At 72.4% G+C, this 16,647-nt stretch carries 17 protein-coding genes; 8 read left to right on the plus strand and 9 right to left on the minus strand.

Annotated features, from left to right (window positions below):
• Positions 1–41 precede the first annotated feature (41 nt).
• From P3T35_RS25005 to P3T35_RS25035, 7 genes are all read right to left on the minus strand, one after another.
• Positions 42–677 carry an ATP/GTP-binding protein gene (locus P3T35_RS25005; protein ID WP_101383435.1) on the minus strand — a complete coding sequence of 212 codons (636 nt, stop codon included), beginning with the start codon at positions 675–677 and terminating at the stop codon, positions 42–44.
• Entirely contained in the window at positions 658–1,143 is a 486-nt protein-coding gene (locus P3T35_RS25010) for a DUF742 domain-containing protein (RefSeq protein ID WP_280707782.1), read from the minus strand. The genes P3T35_RS25005 and P3T35_RS25010 overlap by 20 nt, the downstream gene beginning before the upstream one ends.
• Positions 1,140–1,565 carry a roadblock/LC7 domain-containing protein gene (locus tag P3T35_RS25015; protein WP_101385437.1) on the minus strand — a complete coding sequence of 142 codons (426 nt, stop codon included), beginning with the start codon at positions 1,563–1,565 and terminating at the stop codon, positions 1,140–1,142. Before P3T35_RS25015 ends, P3T35_RS25010 begins: the two co-directional genes overlap by 4 nt.
• A gap of 56 nt (positions 1,566–1,621) precedes the next feature.
• Complete coding sequence (locus P3T35_RS25020; protein WP_101383433.1) at positions 1,622–3,586, minus strand: ATP-binding protein; 1,965 nt, start codon at positions 3,584–3,586, stop codon at positions 1,622–1,624.
• A 524-nt stretch (positions 3,587–4,110) separates the two neighbouring features.
• Positions 4,111–5,916: a peptide-N4-asparagine amidase gene (locus tag P3T35_RS25025; protein ID WP_143676978.1), complete on the minus strand. Its 1,806-nt coding sequence runs from the start codon at positions 5,914–5,916 to the stop codon at positions 4,111–4,113.
• 186 nt (positions 5,917–6,102) lie between these two features.
• On the minus strand, positions 6,103–6,339 hold the full coding sequence (locus P3T35_RS25030; protein WP_101383431.1) for a hypothetical protein: 237 nt from the start codon (positions 6,337–6,339) through the stop codon (positions 6,103–6,105).
• 80 nt (positions 6,340–6,419) lie between these two features.
• Complete coding sequence (locus P3T35_RS25035) at positions 6,420–7,361, minus strand: EamA family transporter (RefSeq protein ID WP_280707784.1); 942 nt, start codon at positions 7,359–7,361, stop codon at positions 6,420–6,422.
• A gap of 172 nt (positions 7,362–7,533) precedes the next feature.
• Here P3T35_RS25035 and P3T35_RS25040 point away from each other — a divergent pair, with 172 nt between their 5' ends.
• The 5 genes from P3T35_RS25040 to P3T35_RS25060 all read left to right on the plus strand — a co-directional run bounded on the left by P3T35_RS25040 (position 7,534) and on the right by P3T35_RS25060 (position 11,897).
• Positions 7,534–7,968: a gamma-glutamylcyclotransferase family protein gene (locus P3T35_RS25040; RefSeq protein ID WP_180356713.1), complete on the plus strand. Its 435-nt coding sequence runs from the start codon at positions 7,534–7,536 to the stop codon at positions 7,966–7,968.
• Between the two features lie 179 nt (positions 7,969–8,147).
• Positions 8,148–9,302: a PP2C family protein-serine/threonine phosphatase gene (locus tag P3T35_RS25045; protein WP_101383429.1), complete on the plus strand. Its 1,155-nt coding sequence runs from the start codon at positions 8,148–8,150 to the stop codon at positions 9,300–9,302.
• A 98-nt stretch (positions 9,303–9,400) separates the two neighbouring features.
• Entirely contained in the window at positions 9,401–10,576 is a 1,176-nt protein-coding gene (locus tag P3T35_RS25050) for a M48 family metalloprotease (protein ID WP_101383428.1), read from the plus strand.
• A 57-nt stretch (positions 10,577–10,633) separates the two neighbouring features.
• Complete coding sequence (locus P3T35_RS25055) at positions 10,634–11,044, plus strand: cupin domain-containing protein (RefSeq protein WP_180356712.1); 411 nt, start codon at positions 10,634–10,636, stop codon at positions 11,042–11,044.
• Between the two features lie 88 nt (positions 11,045–11,132).
• Complete coding sequence (locus P3T35_RS25060; protein ID WP_101383427.1) at positions 11,133–11,897, plus strand: nucleotidyltransferase domain-containing protein; 765 nt, start codon at positions 11,133–11,135, stop codon at positions 11,895–11,897.
• Between the two features lie 165 nt (positions 11,898–12,062).
• On the opposite strand, the gene P3T35_RS25065 is transcribed toward P3T35_RS25060, so the two are convergent.
• Positions 12,063–12,614, minus strand: a complete 552-nt coding sequence (locus P3T35_RS25065; protein WP_101383426.1) for a CGNR zinc finger domain-containing protein — start codon at positions 12,612–12,614, stop codon at positions 12,063–12,065.
• Positions 12,615–12,755: 141 nt separating this feature from the next.
• Here P3T35_RS25065 and P3T35_RS25070 point away from each other — a divergent pair, with 141 nt between their 5' ends.
• Positions 12,756–13,244 (plus strand): VOC family protein, encoded by a 489-nt coding sequence (locus P3T35_RS25070; RefSeq protein WP_101383425.1) that lies wholly within the window; start codon positions 12,756–12,758, stop codon positions 13,242–13,244.
• A 20-nt stretch (positions 13,245–13,264) separates the two neighbouring features.
• Positions 13,265–14,200: a pyridoxamine 5'-phosphate oxidase family protein gene (locus tag P3T35_RS25075; RefSeq protein WP_101383424.1), complete on the plus strand. Its 936-nt coding sequence runs from the start codon at positions 13,265–13,267 to the stop codon at positions 14,198–14,200.
• On the opposite strand, the gene P3T35_RS25080 is transcribed toward P3T35_RS25075, so the two are convergent.
• Positions 14,172–15,449, minus strand: coding sequence for an MFS transporter (locus P3T35_RS25080; RefSeq protein ID WP_101385435.1), 1,278 nt, complete (start codon positions 15,447–15,449; stop codon positions 14,172–14,174). The genes P3T35_RS25075 and P3T35_RS25080 overlap by 29 nt on opposite strands.
• 78 nt (positions 15,450–15,527) lie before the next feature.
• On the opposite strand from P3T35_RS25080, the gene P3T35_RS25085 reads away from it, so the two are divergent.
• Entirely contained in the window at positions 15,528–16,529 is a 1,002-nt protein-coding gene (locus P3T35_RS25085) for a DUF5937 family protein (RefSeq protein ID WP_101383423.1), read from the plus strand.
• Positions 16,530–16,647: the final 118 nt, after the last annotated feature.

The raw sequence follows: 16,647 nt of genomic DNA on the forward strand, positions 1-16,647 counted from the left end.
AAGTGTTGCTGAGGGTTGTGAGGAAGGTGAGCTGAAGGCCGTCAGCTTACGGGGGCCGGCTCGGCGGCCAGCGCGTGCACCATCAGCTGGATCAACACGTCGACGACGGAAGCGCGTTGACGTGCGTCGAAGATCAGCACCGGCACGTGCTCGGGGATGGCGAGCGAGTCGCGCACCGCCTCCGGCGAATACACGGGGGCACCCTCGAACTGGTTGACCGCGACCACGAACGGCAGACCGCTGCCCTCGAAGTAGTCCAACGCCGGGAAGGAGTCGGCCAGTCGGCGGGTGTCCGCCAGCACCACGGCGCCGACCGCACCACGGACCAGGTCGTCCCACATGAACCAGAACCGGCCCTGCCCCGGCGTGCCGAACAGGTAGAGCACCAGGTCGGATTCCAGGCTGATCCGACCGAAGTCCATGGCCACGGTGGTGGACGTCTTGTTCGGGACGGCCGCGGTGTCGTCGACGCCGACGCTGGCCTCGGTCATCACCGCCTCGGTGGTGAGCGGCGGGATCTCGGAGACCGAGGTGACGAAGGTGGTCTTGCCGACGCCGAAGCCGCCCGCCACCACGATCTTGGTGGAGGTGGCCGAACCGGCCGCCAGCGGCACGCCGGGTGGCAGCGCGCCCGGCTGGGGCACGCCGAACGGCGCGTCAGAGCTTGCGAAGTCCACCGAGCACCCTTTCCAGCAAATCGCGCTTGCCCGACAACGCCGCCTCGGTGTCGAGCGGTTGGGCCGAGTCGTCGCCGTGCACCCGCACCCGGCCCTGCTCGGCGAGATCGCTCACCAGCACCTTCACCACACCGAGCGGGATCTGCAGCAGCGCCGAGATCTCCGCGATCGAGCGCATCTGACCCCTCGTCAGATCGCAGATGGCGGCCAGCTCCGGCAGGCTGCGGTCGGCCGGGTCCGCTGGGCGGTTGAGCGCCGACACCAGGGTCTCGACCAGCAGCACCCGCCCGAACCGGGTCCGGCCGCGGGTGATGGTGTACGGCCGCACCCGGGAGGAACGCCCTTGGCTGGTACGGCCGGTGTCGGCGCGCAGACTGCGCCCGGCACCCGGGCCGACCGTACTCACAGGGATACCGCTGTGGGCGGTGCCGGACATGCTTCCCACCTCCTGGGAACTGTTGCTCATCGGACCGCCACCGCCCGGCGGAGCTCGCTGCGCACCTGGGGAGTCAGGGCGTGGCCGGCGCGCTCGACCAGCAGCGACATCTGGTAGGCCAGCACACCCAGATCGCACTGGAGCGAGGCGTACACCCCGAGGCAGGAGCCGTCGCTGATGGCCATCACCACCACATGGCCCTCGTCCATGGTGACCATGGTCTGCTTGACCCCGCCGAACTCGATGGCCCGGGCCAGTCCGCCGGCCAGGCTGGTCAACGCCGAGACGATGGCCGAGAGTTCATCGGCTTTGCGGCCCTGCTGGGAGTCGGCGAGCAGCAGCCCGTCGGCGGAGACCACCACGGCCTCGGCCACCCCCGGCACCTGGCCGAGGAAGTCGCCGAGCAGCCAGTGGACGTTCATCGCGGCCTGGCTGACCGAGGGTTGGGGCATCGCGCCGTGCGATGGCGGGGCGGACTGGGCGGGGGCGAGCTGGTAGTCGAAGTCGCTCATCGGTTCTGTCCCTCGGATCCCTCGGGAGCGGACTCTCGGGCTGCCTGACGCAACCCGCTCTGGAAGCCGCCCAGTCGGCGGCGCAGCTCTTCGGCGGAGGTGCGCGAACGGGGCGACGAGGCCTCCGCGTCGGCAGGGCTCGCGCCGCCGCCCGTCGCGTCCGGCCTGGCGTGCACCGGGCCGGAGGCACCGGTGACCCTGCGCAGCCCGGAGGCCGGGGCCTCGCCGGTGCCCGGCAGGCCGGTCGAGCGCGGCACTCGGCGCGGCAGACCGAGCTCGGTCAGCTGCTCGCCCTGGGAGTGAAGGTGACGGATCATCAGCTGCTGGGTGGGCTGATCCAACGGGCTACTGTCCGCACTGACCGGTGCGGCTGCACCCGGTGCGGCGGCACCCGGTGCGGCGGCACCCGGTGCGGCGGCACCCGGCTCGGCGGCAGGCTCAGCAGCGGAGGCCTCGAAAGCAGCAGGCGCCTCGGAAGCAACGGCGGGCCCAGCAGCTGGGGCCTCGGAGGCAGCCGACTCCGCGACGGCGTTCTCAGCCAGGCCCGTTGCGTCAGCGCCGCCTCCGCCCTCCGCCGCAGCCGGCCGGGCAGCGTGCGCCGGCCGCCGCCGGGGCAGCGCGGGCAGTTCACCGACCCCCGGCGCGGGCGCGGCCGCCGGTGCGGGGGCAGCCGGCGCGGGCGCGGTGGCTGCGGCAGCGGCCGCCTCGGCGGCCCGCGTCTCCACCGCCCGCACCTGCGCCGCCGCCGCGGTCGCACTGCGCTCGGCCTGCCGCTGGTCGTCGAGGTCGGCGGTGCTGACGTCGTCCTGCTGCAGCGCCTCGCGCGGCAGCACCACCATGGCGGTCACCCCGCCACCCTGCCCGTTCTCGCGCAGCTGCACCCGCAGCCCGTGCCGCGCGGCCAGCCTGGCGACCACGAAGAGGCCCATGCTGCGCCCGGTCAACGCGCCGGCCATCAGCGCGTCCCGCCGCTCGCTCGAGTCGCTGGGCAGCTGCTCGGCGAGTTGCTCGTTGAGGGCGCGCATCCGGTCCGGCGGCAGGCCGATGCCCCGGTCGTTGACCGAGACCATCAGTTCGCCGTTGTCCAACAGCCAGCCGCCGATCTCGACTTGCTCCTGCGGCGGCGAGAACGCGGTGGCGTTCTCCAGCAGTTCGGCGAGCAGGTGGCTGGTGTCATCGGCGACCGCGCCGGTGAGTCGGACGGCGGCCAGGAAGCCGAGCTTGACCCGCTCATAGCGCTCGATCTCGGAGACCGCGGCGCGCACCACGTCGAGCAGGGTCACCGTCTTGCGGCTGCGCTGGCTGTTCTCCAGGCCGGCGAGCAGCAGCATGTTCTCGCTGTTGCGGCGCATCCGGGTGGCCAGGTGGTCGAGCCGGAACAGGTTGTCCAGCTGTGTGGCGTCGGCCTCCCGACCCTCCAGCGTCTCGATCAGCACCAGTTGACGCTCGACCAGGGTCAGCGTGCGCATCGCGAGGTTGACGAAGGTCGCGTCCACGCTGCCCTGCAGGTCGTCGCGTTCCTTCTCCAGGCCGTCCCGCTGGGAGAGCAACTGGCTGTGCTCCTGCCGGAGGCTCTTCAGCCGCTCGACGGTGCCGGCGTGGGCGGCGGCGGCCTCGCTCCACTGCTCGGTCAGGTCGTGCTGCTGTTGCTGGAGCTCCTCGTAACTGCGGAGCAGTCGCTGGTGTTCGGCGGCCTGCGCCTGGAGTTGGCGCTGCTGGGCCTCGCGCTCGCCATCCACTCTGGTGCGCTCCGCCATCAACCCGGCTCGCTCGTCGAGCACTTGGGAGAGGTGGCGGGCGGCTTGGTCGCGGGCCCGCTCCAGTGGGCGGGCGGTGACCCGGCGGACCGCCACCGCGGTGCCGCCGAGCAGCACCACGGCCACACTGACCGTCCAGGCTTCGGTTCCCCCGGAGTTGGCGGAGCATCCGGCCAGGGTGGTCAGCCCGGGTAGCACGAGCATGGTTCTGCGGAGGCGACGTGGAACCCGGTCCGAACGGCCGGGCAGCGCGGGCTTCAGACGCGCGATCCTCTTACGCAACGGTGCTCTCAATCTCGCCAGCTTTGAGCATCACGGCCTTTGCCTGACCCTGATGTCATCCTTGGACAGTCGGCCGCACCCCCATCCGCCGCTGACACCCGCAGAGTGAAGCGTAGAACCCTTTCGAGAACAAGATCAACTCTTTCACGAATCCTTAACTGTTTTCTCGGTGACATCACGCACACTCCGCGTTTCCGCAGGTCACAGACGCATCACAGCAAGTCAGCACAAATCCCCCGCATGAACCGACGTGACAGACATCACATCAGGTGCACTTGAGAGTTGATCCGCGAACTGATGAAACGCCAAAGGGCTGGTCGGGACCGTGTGAACACAGTCCGGACCAGCCCTTGACTTCTCCCCAACGTTTCACATGACCATCACGGACGTGTTTCCGCAGGGCCTTCGGTCGGCGTCAGCCGCAGGCCCTGCCGTTGCGGCCGGCGTCAGCCGCAGGCCCTGCCGTTGGTCGAGGCGTTGACGCGATCCAGCGTCAGATACCCGTGGTCGGCCGCCAGCTCGTGGTCGTAGCACCCGCCGTCGGCGGTGCTGCCGAGGTAGTGCTCGTTCGAGCTGCCGTCGGCCTGCACCACGGTGCCGTTCTGCCGCTCCAGCACGCCTTGGGAGTTCAGCCGGTCGTCGGTGAACACCTGCTGCTGCCACGCCCCCTGGCTGTGCCGGGTCTGGTCGGTCAGCTCACGCGCCACCGAGACCTGACCGCTCGCCAGGAAGCTGTCCGAGCCGCTGCCGGGGGTGTAGCTGCTGGTCACGTCGAGCGGGTACGACCAGGTGGTGCGGTGCTGCCGGGGCTGGCCGTGGCCGTCGTCGGTGCTGACCACCGTCCAGCCGCTGTCCCGCTGGCTGGTCACCTGGTTCTGGCCCTGGTTGGCGAGGGTGTCGGTGTTGCGGTAGTCGCCGTGGTGCTCGACCGTGGTGGTGATCCTGCCGTGCGAGGTGTCGACGTAGCCGGCCACCGTCCAGTCGCGGCCCGCGGTGACCGTGATCAGGTCGCTGCCGTCGGACTGCTTCTGCTCGGTGGTGTTCAGCTGCGGTGCGGCGGCGATGGTGTCGGTGGTGACCGCGCCGCCGGTCTGCGCGCGCAGCGGGTCGGTGGTCAGGAAGAGGCTGCCGTCCAGCGTCCAGGAGTCGCTGATCCCGGCCGGCGGCAGCAGCGTGACGGTGTGCTGGCGGCCGTCGGTCAGGGTGCCGGCGAACGGGGTGAGGTCCACGTCGTAGGGCTGGGTGCGGAACGCGTCGATGCTGGGGATCGGCCGCCACATCAGCGGGCTGATCCCACCGGTGTAGATGGCCGGGAACGGCTGCACGGTGCCGGCGAGCCGCCCGTCCACCAGCACCTGCACCTCGCGGTAGGTGCCGCCGCCGCACATGCCGTAGTCGGGGTGGGCCGCCGCGTAGTCGTCGGGGACGTTGGAGTACCAGAACTCCTCGCAGCCGCCGCCGCGGGCGTAGACCTGCAGGCGGGCGCTGGTCAGGTTGCGCGGGAACGCCAGGGTGGCGGTGGCGCTCTGGCCCTTGTTGAGGGTCCACCAGCCGGGCGCGGTCGTCGACTGCGAGACGGGGAGCACCTGGTCGGCGGTGGCGGCCGGCGCGTTGTCCCGGTCAGCCTGGTAGTAGGTGACCGTCATGGTCATGTGATAGACGCCGGTGTACGTCGAGTTGACGACGTTGCCGAGGTCGACCACCACCGGCTGCTGGGTGCGCAGCAGCGGGATGAAGTCGGTGAGGTCCTGGTCCACGTGCCAGCTGATGCCGGCCGGGTCGGGCTCCGGCGTACTGGTCCGCAGCACCTCGGCGCCGCCGATCCAGACGCCGGCCAGCCGGTCGTACTGGCGGCCCGCCACACTGCCGGACCAGTCGAGGACCACCTTGGACCACGGCCCGGGGCAGTCGGCGGGCGGGGTGAGGGTGCCGGTGAAGGGCTGGCCGTAGCTGTTGGCGAAGTCGTGCTGCATGGCGGTGACCGTGCAGTGCTTGCCGCTCGGGCGGCTGATCGGGGGCAGTGCCGTGACCGGGTTGCCGTAGTTGGTCTCGACCCGCCCGGCGGAGGGTTGGGCGGCGGCGCCGGCCACCGCGGTCGTGGCGGAGGCCGCCGCAGTGGCGGCGGAGGCGGCGGAGGCGCCCACGGTGGTGGCGGAGGCGGCAGTCGGCACGCCCAGCGCGGCGGCCGCGGCCAGGGCCAGCGCGGTGACGGCGCGCCCGAGGGGGCGACGGGGGAAGGATGGTATGAGCACGGCTGGCATGTACTCACGCACTGGTGAGCACTGTCAAGGGATGTGTCAGGCCTGGTTGTTGACGTTCCGACGCTCCTGAGAACGGTCAGCGCCCGCAGTCCGTGACGGACCACGGGCGCCGTCGCCGCGGTTCGGTGCGCTGCTCAGGGCCGATCGTGCTGTTGCGCGTACGGTTCGGTGCGGTACTCAGAGCCGGTCGTGCAGCTGCGCCGCGAGGCCCCGGCACCAGTGCGCCAGCTCGGTGCGCTCCTCCTCCGCACCGCCGCGCAGCGCGCTCACCTGCTCGTCGCTCAGCCGGGTGGGGCCCTGGATGGCCAGCAGCTGGCCCAACTCGTCAAGCAGCACGGCGAGCCGTTCGGCGTCGGAGTGCTCCACGGTGGCCGCCGCCTCCATGTGGTGGCCGAGGGTGACGGAACCAGGCATCACGGACTCCCTTCGCTCACCCCCTCGTCCACCGTACGACCGGCCCGAGCCGCGTGCACCCAGCACCCGGCCCCGCCCGGTCAGCTCCGCGCCCGCCGTTCCGTACTCACCACCACACAGACCGCCGCCACCACGATCGCGCCACCGACCAGCTCGGCCACGCTCAGTCGCTCCGCCAGCACCAGCCAGCCCAGGAAGACCGCGACCACCGGGTTGACGTAGGCGTAGGTGGCGACCAGCCCGAGCGGCGCGTTCTGCAGCAGCCAGGCGTAGGCGGTGAAGCCGACCAGCGAGCCGACCACCACCAGGTAGGCCAGCGCCAGCCAGGAGCGGGTGGTGATCGCGCTCAGGTGCAGCTGGTGCTGCTCGCCCCGGGCCAGCGCCACCAGCAGGCAGCCGAACCCGCCGATCAGCATCTGGTAGGCGCTCGCCACCAGGGCGTTGGCGGGCCGCGGCAGCCGGGTGCCGACGAAGGAGCCGACCGCCCAGCTGAGCGAGGCCGCCATGATCAGCAGCACCCCGCCGAGCGAGACCTTGCCGGTGATCCCGGGCAGCGACAACACCACCAGCCCTACCAGGCCCAGCAGCACCCCGAGCAGCCGCGCCCACCCCGGCCGCTCCCCCACCGACACCTTCAGCAGCACCACCCAGATCGGCACCACGGCGACCAGCAGCGCGGTCAGCCCGGACGGGACGCTGCCCTCGGCGATCACCACCAGCCCGTTGCCGCCGACCAGCAGCAGCACCCCGACCACCGCGGTCGACGCCAGCTGACGTCCGGTCACCCGCAGCGCGGCCGGCCCCAGCCGCCACGCCAGCACGGCGAGCAGCAGCGCGCCGGCGAGCAGGAACCGCGTCGCGCCGGAGAGCAGCGAGGGCATGCTCTCCACCGCGATCCGGATCCCGAGATAGGTGGAACCCCACACCACATACACCAGGGCCAGCGCGGTCCAGACCGCGCCGGATATCCGGACGGGTGCCGCCCCCGCTGGGGCGGCCTGCCGGGTTCCAACCGACGTCATGGGCATCTCCTAGGTTCGGTGCTGTACTGATCCGAGCCATGACAGCGCATCCGAGCCGACTTCCGCCAGTCCAAACCCCTGTCGAACCGCCACGGCGGGCGAGTACCGTGCCAGTGGCGGTGGCGCCCGCCGGGTGCACGCCGGGTGCCTGCCGCCCGAGGAGGCACCGACCGTGTCCGACCAGCTGCCGTTCTTCGTCTACGGCACGCTCCGCCCCGGGCTGCACAACCACGCCCGCTACCTGGCCGGCCGCTGCACCCGGATCCGCCCGGCGGTACTGACCGGGGCCGCACTGCACGACGGTCCCGGGTATCCGTTCCTGCTCCCCGACCCCGCGCACCGGGTGGTCGGCGAGCTGCTCACGCTGCGGGCCGCCCAGTACCCGCGGCTGCTGGCCCTGCTGGACGAACTGGAGGGCTGCCGGACGGACGGCACCGGCCTCTATGTGCGCGAGCGGCTCCCGGTCACGGTGCGCGGGACCGGGCTCGCCGAACCGGCCTGGGTCTACCTCGCGGGCCCCGCGGCCACCGCCCGGCTGCGCGAGCGCCCCGCGCTGATCGCCTCCGGCGACTGGACGCTGCCGCACGGAACCACGCTGCCCGGCTGAGCCCGCACCGCCTCGCCGAACCGCCAGGGCTCGGCGGTTGAAGCCCGGCCCCGAACTGCCGGCGCCTCGGCGGTTGGACGCCGGCCCCGAACCGCCGGCGCCTCGGCGGTTGGACGCCGGCCCCGAACCGCCAGCGGCTTCGCGGTGCGCCCGGGCCCGCCGGGGTGTAGAGAGGAAGCGTGCCTGTCCCGCGGCGATCCGCTGCTCTCGCCCGGCCACGGCGCCCCGGCCGCGCCCTGGTGCTCCTGCCGCTTGGGCTGATCCTGGTGATCACGGTGGTGGACATACTGTCCCCGCCGTCCATCCACCTGGGCCCGCTCCTCGTGGTGGCGCCCGCCCTCACCGCCTCGTTCGCCGGCGCCCGGCTGACCGCCCTGGTGAGCGCCATCGCCGTGGCCGCGCTGTTCCTGATCGGCATCCTGCACGGCGGCCTGACCACGTCCAACCACGAGAGCCAGATCGCCGCGCTGATCGTGGTCTCGGCACTGGTGGTGGGGTTCCGAGCACTGCGCGACCGGCACGCCCGCGAGCTGGTGCAGGTGCGGTCCGTCTCCGAGACGGCACAGCAGGTGCTGCTGCGACCGCTGCCCACCCGGATCGGCCCGCTGCGGATCGCCTCCGTCTACCTGGCCGCCGACGCCGAGGCGCAGATCGGCGGGGACCTGTACGCCGCCTCGCGTACCGTCAACGGCACCCGGCTGATCGTCGGCGACGTCCGGGGCAAAGGGCTGACCTCATTGGGCGAGGCCGCCCTGCTGCTCGGGGCGTTCCGGGCCGCCGCCCACCTCCAGGCCTCGCTGCCGGAACTCGCCGCATACCTGGACGGCAGCGTCAGTTGGGACCTGGCCGCGGCCGCCTGCGACCCGCCGGACGATGACGAGGCGCCCGAGCCGGTGGTCCATGACGCCGCCGAGTCGTTCATCACCGCGGTGATCCTGGACATCCCGGACGACGGCACCCAGATCCAGATCATCAACTGCGGCCATCCGCCGCCCCTCCTGCTGCACCACGGGCGGGTGGTGACCCTGGAGGTCCGCCGTCCGGCGCCGCCGCTGGGCCTGGGCGGGCTGCTGGAGCCGCAGTACCAGGCGGACTCGTTCCGGTTCTCGCCCAGCGACCGGCTGCTGCTCTACACCGACGGCGTGATCGAGGCCCGGAACGCGGCGCGGACCTTCTACCCGCTGACCGAGCGGATCCGGGACTGGACGACCGAGCGGCCGGCCGCCCTCCTGCAGCACCTGCGCCGTGATCTGCTGGAGCACGCGGGCGGACGGCTGGGGGACGACGCGGCAATGGTGGCCGTGGAACGGGTGCCCGACACGGGACGCCGGTGAGTACGCCTGCCCGGGCTCTCCTTCCTTCACGGTGAGCCCCATGCTCTACGGTGAGCGTCGAACGAAGCACGGCGTCGACCCGACGGAGGCGGTCACCGGTGACGACAGCGGCGCAGGCGGAGTCGGACTTCACCCCGGAACCGGACTTCACCCCCGAGCAGCTGGCCCGCGGCCGGGCGCTGCGCCGGGCCCAGCTGCCGTGGCTGCTCGGCGGACAGCTGGCCGGGCTGTCGCTGTCACTCGTACTGGGGCTGACCCCGGCCGGGGCGCGGCTGGTGCACTGGGCGGGCGGGCTGTTCGACGGCTCCTGGGCGGCCGAGGTGCTGGCCGGGGCAACGGCCCTGATCCTGCTGGGGCAGCTGCTCGCGGTGCCGTTCAACGCCCGGGTGCGGGTGGTGCGGGCGCGCTACGGGCTGGTCACCCAGGACTGGGGCGGCTGGGCGGTGGACCTGCTGCGCGGCCTGCTCCTCACCCTGGCCCTGATGCTGCCCGCCGCCCTCGGCCTCTACGCCCTCACCGGCTGGTCCACCAACCGGTGGTGGCTCCCGGCGGCGGGCGCGGCGGCGCTGCTCACCGTGCTGCTCTCGTTCCTCTTCCCGCTGGTGGTCGAGCCGCTCTTCAACCGGTTCCGCCCGATGCCGGAGGGTGAGTTGCGCAGCGCGCTGCTCGGCCTGGCCGAGCGCGACGCGGTGCGGGTGCGGGAGGTGCTGGTCGCGGACGCCTCGCGGCGGACCACCGCGCTGAACGCCTACGTCTCCGGCTTCGGCGCCACCCGCCGGATCGTCGCCTACGACACCCTGCTGAGCACCGCCGCACCGCGCGAGGTGGAGCTGGTGGTGGCCCACGAGCTGGGGCACGTCAAGCACCGCGATGTGCCGCGTGGCACGGTGCTGGGCGCGGTGGGCGCCGCGGTGATGGTCGGCGTGCTGGGCTGGTTGATGTCGCTGCACCCGCTGCTGAACGCCGCCGGGGTGGCCGATGTCGCCGACCCGCGTTCGCTGCCGCTGCTGGCCGCCTGCGCGGCGCTGCTCGGAGCCCTCGGTGGGCCGGCGCAGGCCGCGGTGAGCCGGCGGATCGAGGCCCGCGCCGACCAGCACGCCCTGGATCTGACCCGGGATCCGGAGCAGTTCATCGCGATGCAGCGCCGGCTCGCGCTCACCAATGTGGCGGACGTCGACCCGCCCCGCCTGCTGGAGTTGCTCTTCGCCACCCACCCGAGCACTGCGCGACGGATCGCGGCCGCGCGCGCCTGGGCACCGGCGACCGATCGTTGAGAACCGCTGAGAGCCATTGGGACCAGCTGAAAACCGCTGAGAGGGGACCAACCGCTCATGGACACCTGGCAGTTAACCGACGCCCCGGTGGTCGAGGCACCCGACGGGTCGGCGGTGCGGCCGCTCGGCGTGCTGCCCGGCGCGGCGAGCATGGCCCGCTTCGAGCTGCCGCCCGGCGCGGTCTCCCGGGCCGTCTCGCATGCCACCGTGCAGGAGCTGTGGCATGTGGTGGACGGCTCGGGCGAGTTGTGGCGCCGCCGAGCCGCCGACGGACACGCGGAGATCACCGCGCTGCGTCCCGGCGTGACGGTGAGCATTCCGCTGGGCACCGCCTTCCAGTTCCGTGCCGGTCCAGATGCCGCCCTACTGATCGTCGCCGCCACCATGCCGCCGTGGCCGGACACTCCGGACGAGGCGCGGCCCGAACCGGGGCCGTGGTCGCCGTCCCCCCACCCGGAATCCCGTTGACCTGCACGTTCCTCACCCGCCACGCTGGTCCCCGGACCAGGAGAGGTGAACCGTGATTCAAGGTCAGGGGCTTGACCAGGATGGGCTGATGCTCCGTGAGGGGTCGCTGTCGCGGGTGACGGCGGAGTACGTGCCGGTGGTGGCGGCAGTCCGGGAGGCGGTGGCGGCCGCGTTCGGACCGGAACTGCTGCACAGCGCGTATCTCTTCGGCAGCATCCCGCGCGGCACGGCGGTGGCCGGGCGCTCGGATCTGGACCTGCTGCTGGCGCTGCACCGGGAGCCGACCGACGCCGACCAGGCCACCGCGAACGAGCTGCTCGCCACCCTGGAGGCCCGATGCCCCCAACTCAACGGCGGCAGCGTGCTGTTGTTCAGCACCGAGCGATTGCTCAGCGACCTGGAGCGGTACGACCTGGGGTGGTTCCTGGCCTGCCTCTGCACGCCGCTACTCGGGCCCGACCTCGCCGAGCGGCTCCCCCGCTACCGGCTGGACGGCATGCTGGCCCGGGAGACCAATGGCGACCTCGCCGAGTTCCTCCCACGCTGGCGCGAACGCGCAGCGAACGGCGCCGAGTTGACGACGCTGAGCCGGGGCGCGGCCCGCAAGATCGTCCGCACCGGCTTCACCCTGGTGATGCCGCGCCGGCAGGGCTGGACGAGCGATCTCGCGGAGTCCGCCGCCGTGTTCGCGCAGTACTACCCCGAGCGCGGGGCACAGATGCGGGCCGCCGCCGGGATCGCCCGCACCGGGAGCCCGGATCCCGCCGATCTCGCCCTGCTGCTCGACGAGTTGGGGCCCTGGCTCGCGACGGAGTACATGGCGGTCCACGGCCCCAAGTCACCCCGGCCGTAGCCGAAACGCCTCGCACGGCCGCCCGCCGTGCGAGGCGCCCGGCTGTGCTTGACGAGACGCCGTTGAAGCGGCGTCGTTTTGAAGAGGTGCCCTTTGAAGGGGACGCCCCTCGAAGAGGCGTCCCTTGAACGGGCGGCGCTTGAAGAGGCGCCCCTTGAAGCGGCGTCAGACCTTCCCGCGCGCGTAGTGGCGGGAGGCCTTGGCGCGGTTTCCGCAGGTGGCCATCGAGTGCCAGCGGCGGGTGCCGTTCTTCGAGGTGTCGTAGAAGTACAGGATGCACGAAGGGTGGGCGCAGGAGCGGATCCGGCCCGGCGCCTCGACGAGCATGCGCAGGTAGTCGGCGGCGGCGGACCAGGCGGGCAGCCAGGCCGGGGCGTCGACCTCCACCCGCTCCGCCGGGCCGTCCGCGGCGAGGGAGCGGCGGATCGAGCCATGCGCCAGCACGGAGTTCAGTTCGGCTCGCAGCTCCGGCCGGTCCTCGCCGTCCACCAGGCGCTTGATCACCTCGCGGGTGAGGATCAGGGCATCACGGGTCGCATCATCGGCGGGCACCCGGTCGGCGAAGCCGTTGGCGCGGAGCCAGAGCGCCAGGTCGTCCGACGAAGCCAGCAGGTCGCGCGGGTTGCCGCCGTTGTTCCACCGCGTGTTGAGCAGGTCGACCACGAGCGGCTCGTCCGGCAACGGGCGAGGGTCCTGCGGCACTGCATCCTCGGTCATCGACTCTCCTGACGTGTCCTGCCGACGATTCTAACCGGCATCGCCCACCACACCGGTTGACTCCCTTCAAGATAACCCTCCATACTCGTTTCACTGGTTAGTCCGGACCCGTTCTCCGGACCTCACGACAGGGGGTTCTCCATGACTCAGGCAGTCGCACAGCCCGTGGCCACCGCGCCGGTCGCCGCCTTCCAGACCGGCCACATCGGCCTGAACGTCACCGACTTGGACCGCTCTCGCGCCTTCTACCAGCAGGTCTTCGGGTTCGAGGTGGTCCGAACCGACCCCGAGGGGCGCTTCATCTTCCTGGGGCGGGACGGCCGACCGGTGATCACGCTCTGGCAGCAGAGCGAGGGACGCTTCAACACCGCCGCGCCCGGCCTGCACCACCTGTCCCTCGAGGCCGAGAGCCTGGAGCAGGTCCGCGCCGTCGAGCAGGTGCTGCGCACCCTGGGCGCCGAGTTCGCCTATGACGGCGTGGTTCCGCACGGTGAGGGCTCCGACTCCGGCGGGGTGTTCTTCGCCGACCCGGACGGCATCCGCCTGGAGATCTACACCTCCGCCGGCGTGGCCGGTGAGCACTCCCATGCGCCCAACGGCGCCGGTACCCCGACCTGCGGCTTCTTCTAAACGGGCGGACCCGGCACACGATGAACACGCATCCGCCACTCGCCCCTGTCGAGAGCGGCGAGCAACTGGTCCGCCGCCGGGCCGGGTTCGACCGTCCCGGCTACTCCGGACCGACCAAGCACCGCCGAGTCCCGGCCGTGGCCGCCGAGTTCCTCACCGCACAGCCCATGGTGCTGGTCGGCGCGGCCGATTCGGACGGACGGATCTGGGCGAGCGCGCTGGCCGGCCGGCCCGGCTTCCTGCACACCGAACCGGGCCCTCCCGACGGGCCCGACGCCGTCACCATCGCGGCCCGCCCGGCCCCGCAGGACCCGTTGGCGGCTGTCCTGGGCGGGCCCACCCAGGTCGGAATGATCGCCGTGGAGCCGGCCAAGCGCCGCAGGATGCGGATGAACGGGCACGCCACCCCGACGGGCGACGGACTCCGGGTGGCACTCGACCAGGTCTTCTCCAACTGCCCCAAGTACATCCAGGCCCGTGGCTTCGACCTGGTCGCCCAGCAGCCGGGCCCTGTCCGCCACACCACTCAACTGACCCTCTCCCAGCAGATCTTCATCAACACCGCGGACACCTTCTTCATCGCCACCGCGGACCGCGCGGGCGACCTGGACACCTCGCACCGCGGCGGCCTCCCCGGTTTCGTCGAGGTGTCCGGCCCGGGGCGGCTGCGCTTCCCGGACTACTCGGGCAACGCCATGTTCGCCACCCTCGGCAACCTCGCCGAGAACCCGAACGCCGGCCTGCTGTTCATCGACTGGGACACCGGCACCACCCTCCAACTGACCGGCACCGCCCGCACCGACTGGGATCCTTCCCACGCCGCCCAAGTCACCGGCGCCCAGCGCCTGGTGGACTTCACGGTGACAGGCGTGGCGGAGTCGGTCACCGCCCTGCCGCTGCGCTGGACCGAGCCGGGCTACTCCCCCTTCAATCCGCGTGCGGACAACGGGAATTGATCACTCGGGCCTGCCAGCACGCGGTCAGCAGCACGGCGACGCCCGCACAGCTCATCGCGCCTGCCGCCGAGCCGAGTTGGGCAACCGCCCCGAAGGCCATCGGTCCCACGCCCTGCACGGTCATCATCCCGGCCGCGAGCAGGCTGAAGGCCTGGCCCCGGCCCTCCGTCGGGATCGCGGCCAGGAAGGGCCGTTGCAGACCAAGGCCGTAGGCGAATCCGAGGCCCGCCACCACCAGCAGGACCCCGGCGGCCACCAGTCCCGGCCGCAGTGCGAACGCGACCAGCGGCAGGCCCAACAGGGCGGTCAGGGGCGCGACCAGTCGCTCGCGGGTCGCCGGGCGCAGCAGCCGGCCGACCGCCAGGTCACCGAGCAGCATGCCCAAGGGGAGCGTGCCGAGCAACAGGGCCGCGTCACCGAACGGCAGCCCCCGCTGGCCGGTGTAGGGGACGATCAGGCTCTCCGCTCCGGCGGCGAAGGCCGGCGGGAGCCACTGGGCGAGCAGCACGGTGCGGGTCCGGCGCGCGGCGAGCAGGGCGCGCGCCCCGGACCAACTGCTGCGGACCAGCGCGGCGCGCTCCCCCGCTCCATGACTGCCCCGGCCCGCGGTGTCCGGAAGCCGCAGCCGAACGGCCAGCGCCGCGAGCAGGTAGCCGCAGGCGCTCACCAGCAGCGCACCACGCGGTCCGAGTGCGCCCACCACGGCCCCCGCGCAGGCCAGGCCCAGCAGTTGGGCACCGGACGACGCCATGGTGTTCAGCGATCGGCCCACTACATAGGCGTCGTCGGTGAGTTCGGCCGCGACCAGGCGACTGCCGGCCGCCCCGGACACCGGCGTCAGCGCGGCCACCACCGCCACCAGGGCGAGCGCCGCACCGACCGGCAGTGGCACCAGCGCTGGAATCGCGGCGGTGCAGGCGCACAGCAACTGCCCGGCGGTGATCAGGCGTCGAGGCCGTCCGCGGTCGGCCAGCGCACCGAGCAGCAGCGAGCCGACCACCTGCGGTGCGAAACCCAGCCCGAAGGCCAGTGCGCCGAGCAGCGGTGACCGGGTGCGGGAGTACACCAGCACGGCGAAGGTGGCGATTCGCAACGCGTCCATGGTCACGCCCAGCGCCCCGGTCCACCACAGCAACCGGAAGACCGGCCTGGCCAGCACCTCTCGGTAGCCGACCCGTGGGGCGGGCCGGCCACTCGGCGCTCGGCCGCCCGGCCCTGGTCCGTCCGTCACCCCAGCGGTCTCGTTCATCGCGCTCGTCATGTCCGCAGCCTCCAACGGTGCGCCGCCCACCCGCGATTGATTCGTCCAGCGACGTAAACTCCCGTCATGCTGCGATTCGAGGTCGGTACCGATGACCTGCTGCGGAGCCGGTTCGCACTCTCCCCCGCCTTCGAGCTCTGCACCCTGCTGCACGTCCTGAGCGGCGACCTCCCGCACCGCCCGCTCCCCGCCCGCTGGGCCGCCCGACTCCGTCCGGCCTTCCAACGACTGCGCGCGCAGACCGAGTTGGATGCCGTTTTGGCGTTGCAGAACTCCTCGTTCGGCGCCAACTTCATCGCTCCACCCCCGACCGCCGGGCTGGCCCAGAGCTGGGCCGACGACCTCGCCGCCACCCTCGCCACACCGCTCGACAGCGCCCGGGCCGAGATCGCCGACTGCCTGGCCGCCAAGCCATCGGTCTCGCCGGTCGCCGCCAGGGTGCTGGCGAGCCCGGAGGTGGTGCGGCGGGTGGGCACGGCCATGGACCAGGCCTGGCATGCCTTGCTCGCCCCCGATTGGCCGCAGCTGCGGGCGATTTGCGAACGCGACGTGGTGCACCGCGCCGGCCGCCTCGCACGCCATGGCTGGGCCGCCGCGCTGGACGGCCTGCACTCGCGCCTGCGTTGGCGCGACGACGGCATCGAACTCCTGGACCGCTCCCGAACTCGGGTGGTGCCGCTGGCCGGTGAGGGTCTGCTGCTGGTGCCGTCGGTCTTCACCCACCCGCAGATCGCCGCCCATGCCGACGAGCCCTGGCCGAAAGCGATCATCTATCCGGCCCGGGGCACCGCCGCCCTCTGGCAGTCCCCGGCGGAGCATGCGCCTGACGCGCTCGCCGAGCTGCTCGGCCGGTCCCGGGCCCGGCTGCTGTCCGCGCTCGCCGAACCGGCCGGCACCACCCAGTTGGCCCGCTCTCTCGGCATGGCTCCGGGGGCGGTCGGCGATCATCTGGCGGTACTGCTGCACGCCGGGCTGCTGCGCCGGGCCCGCGACGGCCGCACCGTGCTCTACTACCGCACCCCCGTTGCCGAGGCCCTGCTCGGCGCCGCCGGGGCCGAGAGCCCGTAAAGCACCTGCGTGGTCAAGGGTGTTGTGTTTACCCTGGAGCCATGACCTCGTTCCGTGCTCCCAGTCGGCTGATGCCCCGCCCCGCGGGGTAGCACTCACGGACGCGCAGAACCGTTCG

The organism is Kitasatospora sp. GP30, assembly GCF_029892145.1.
Taxonomy (GTDB): Bacteria; Actinomycetota; Actinomycetes; order Streptomycetales; family Streptomycetaceae; genus Kitasatospora; species Kitasatospora acidiphila.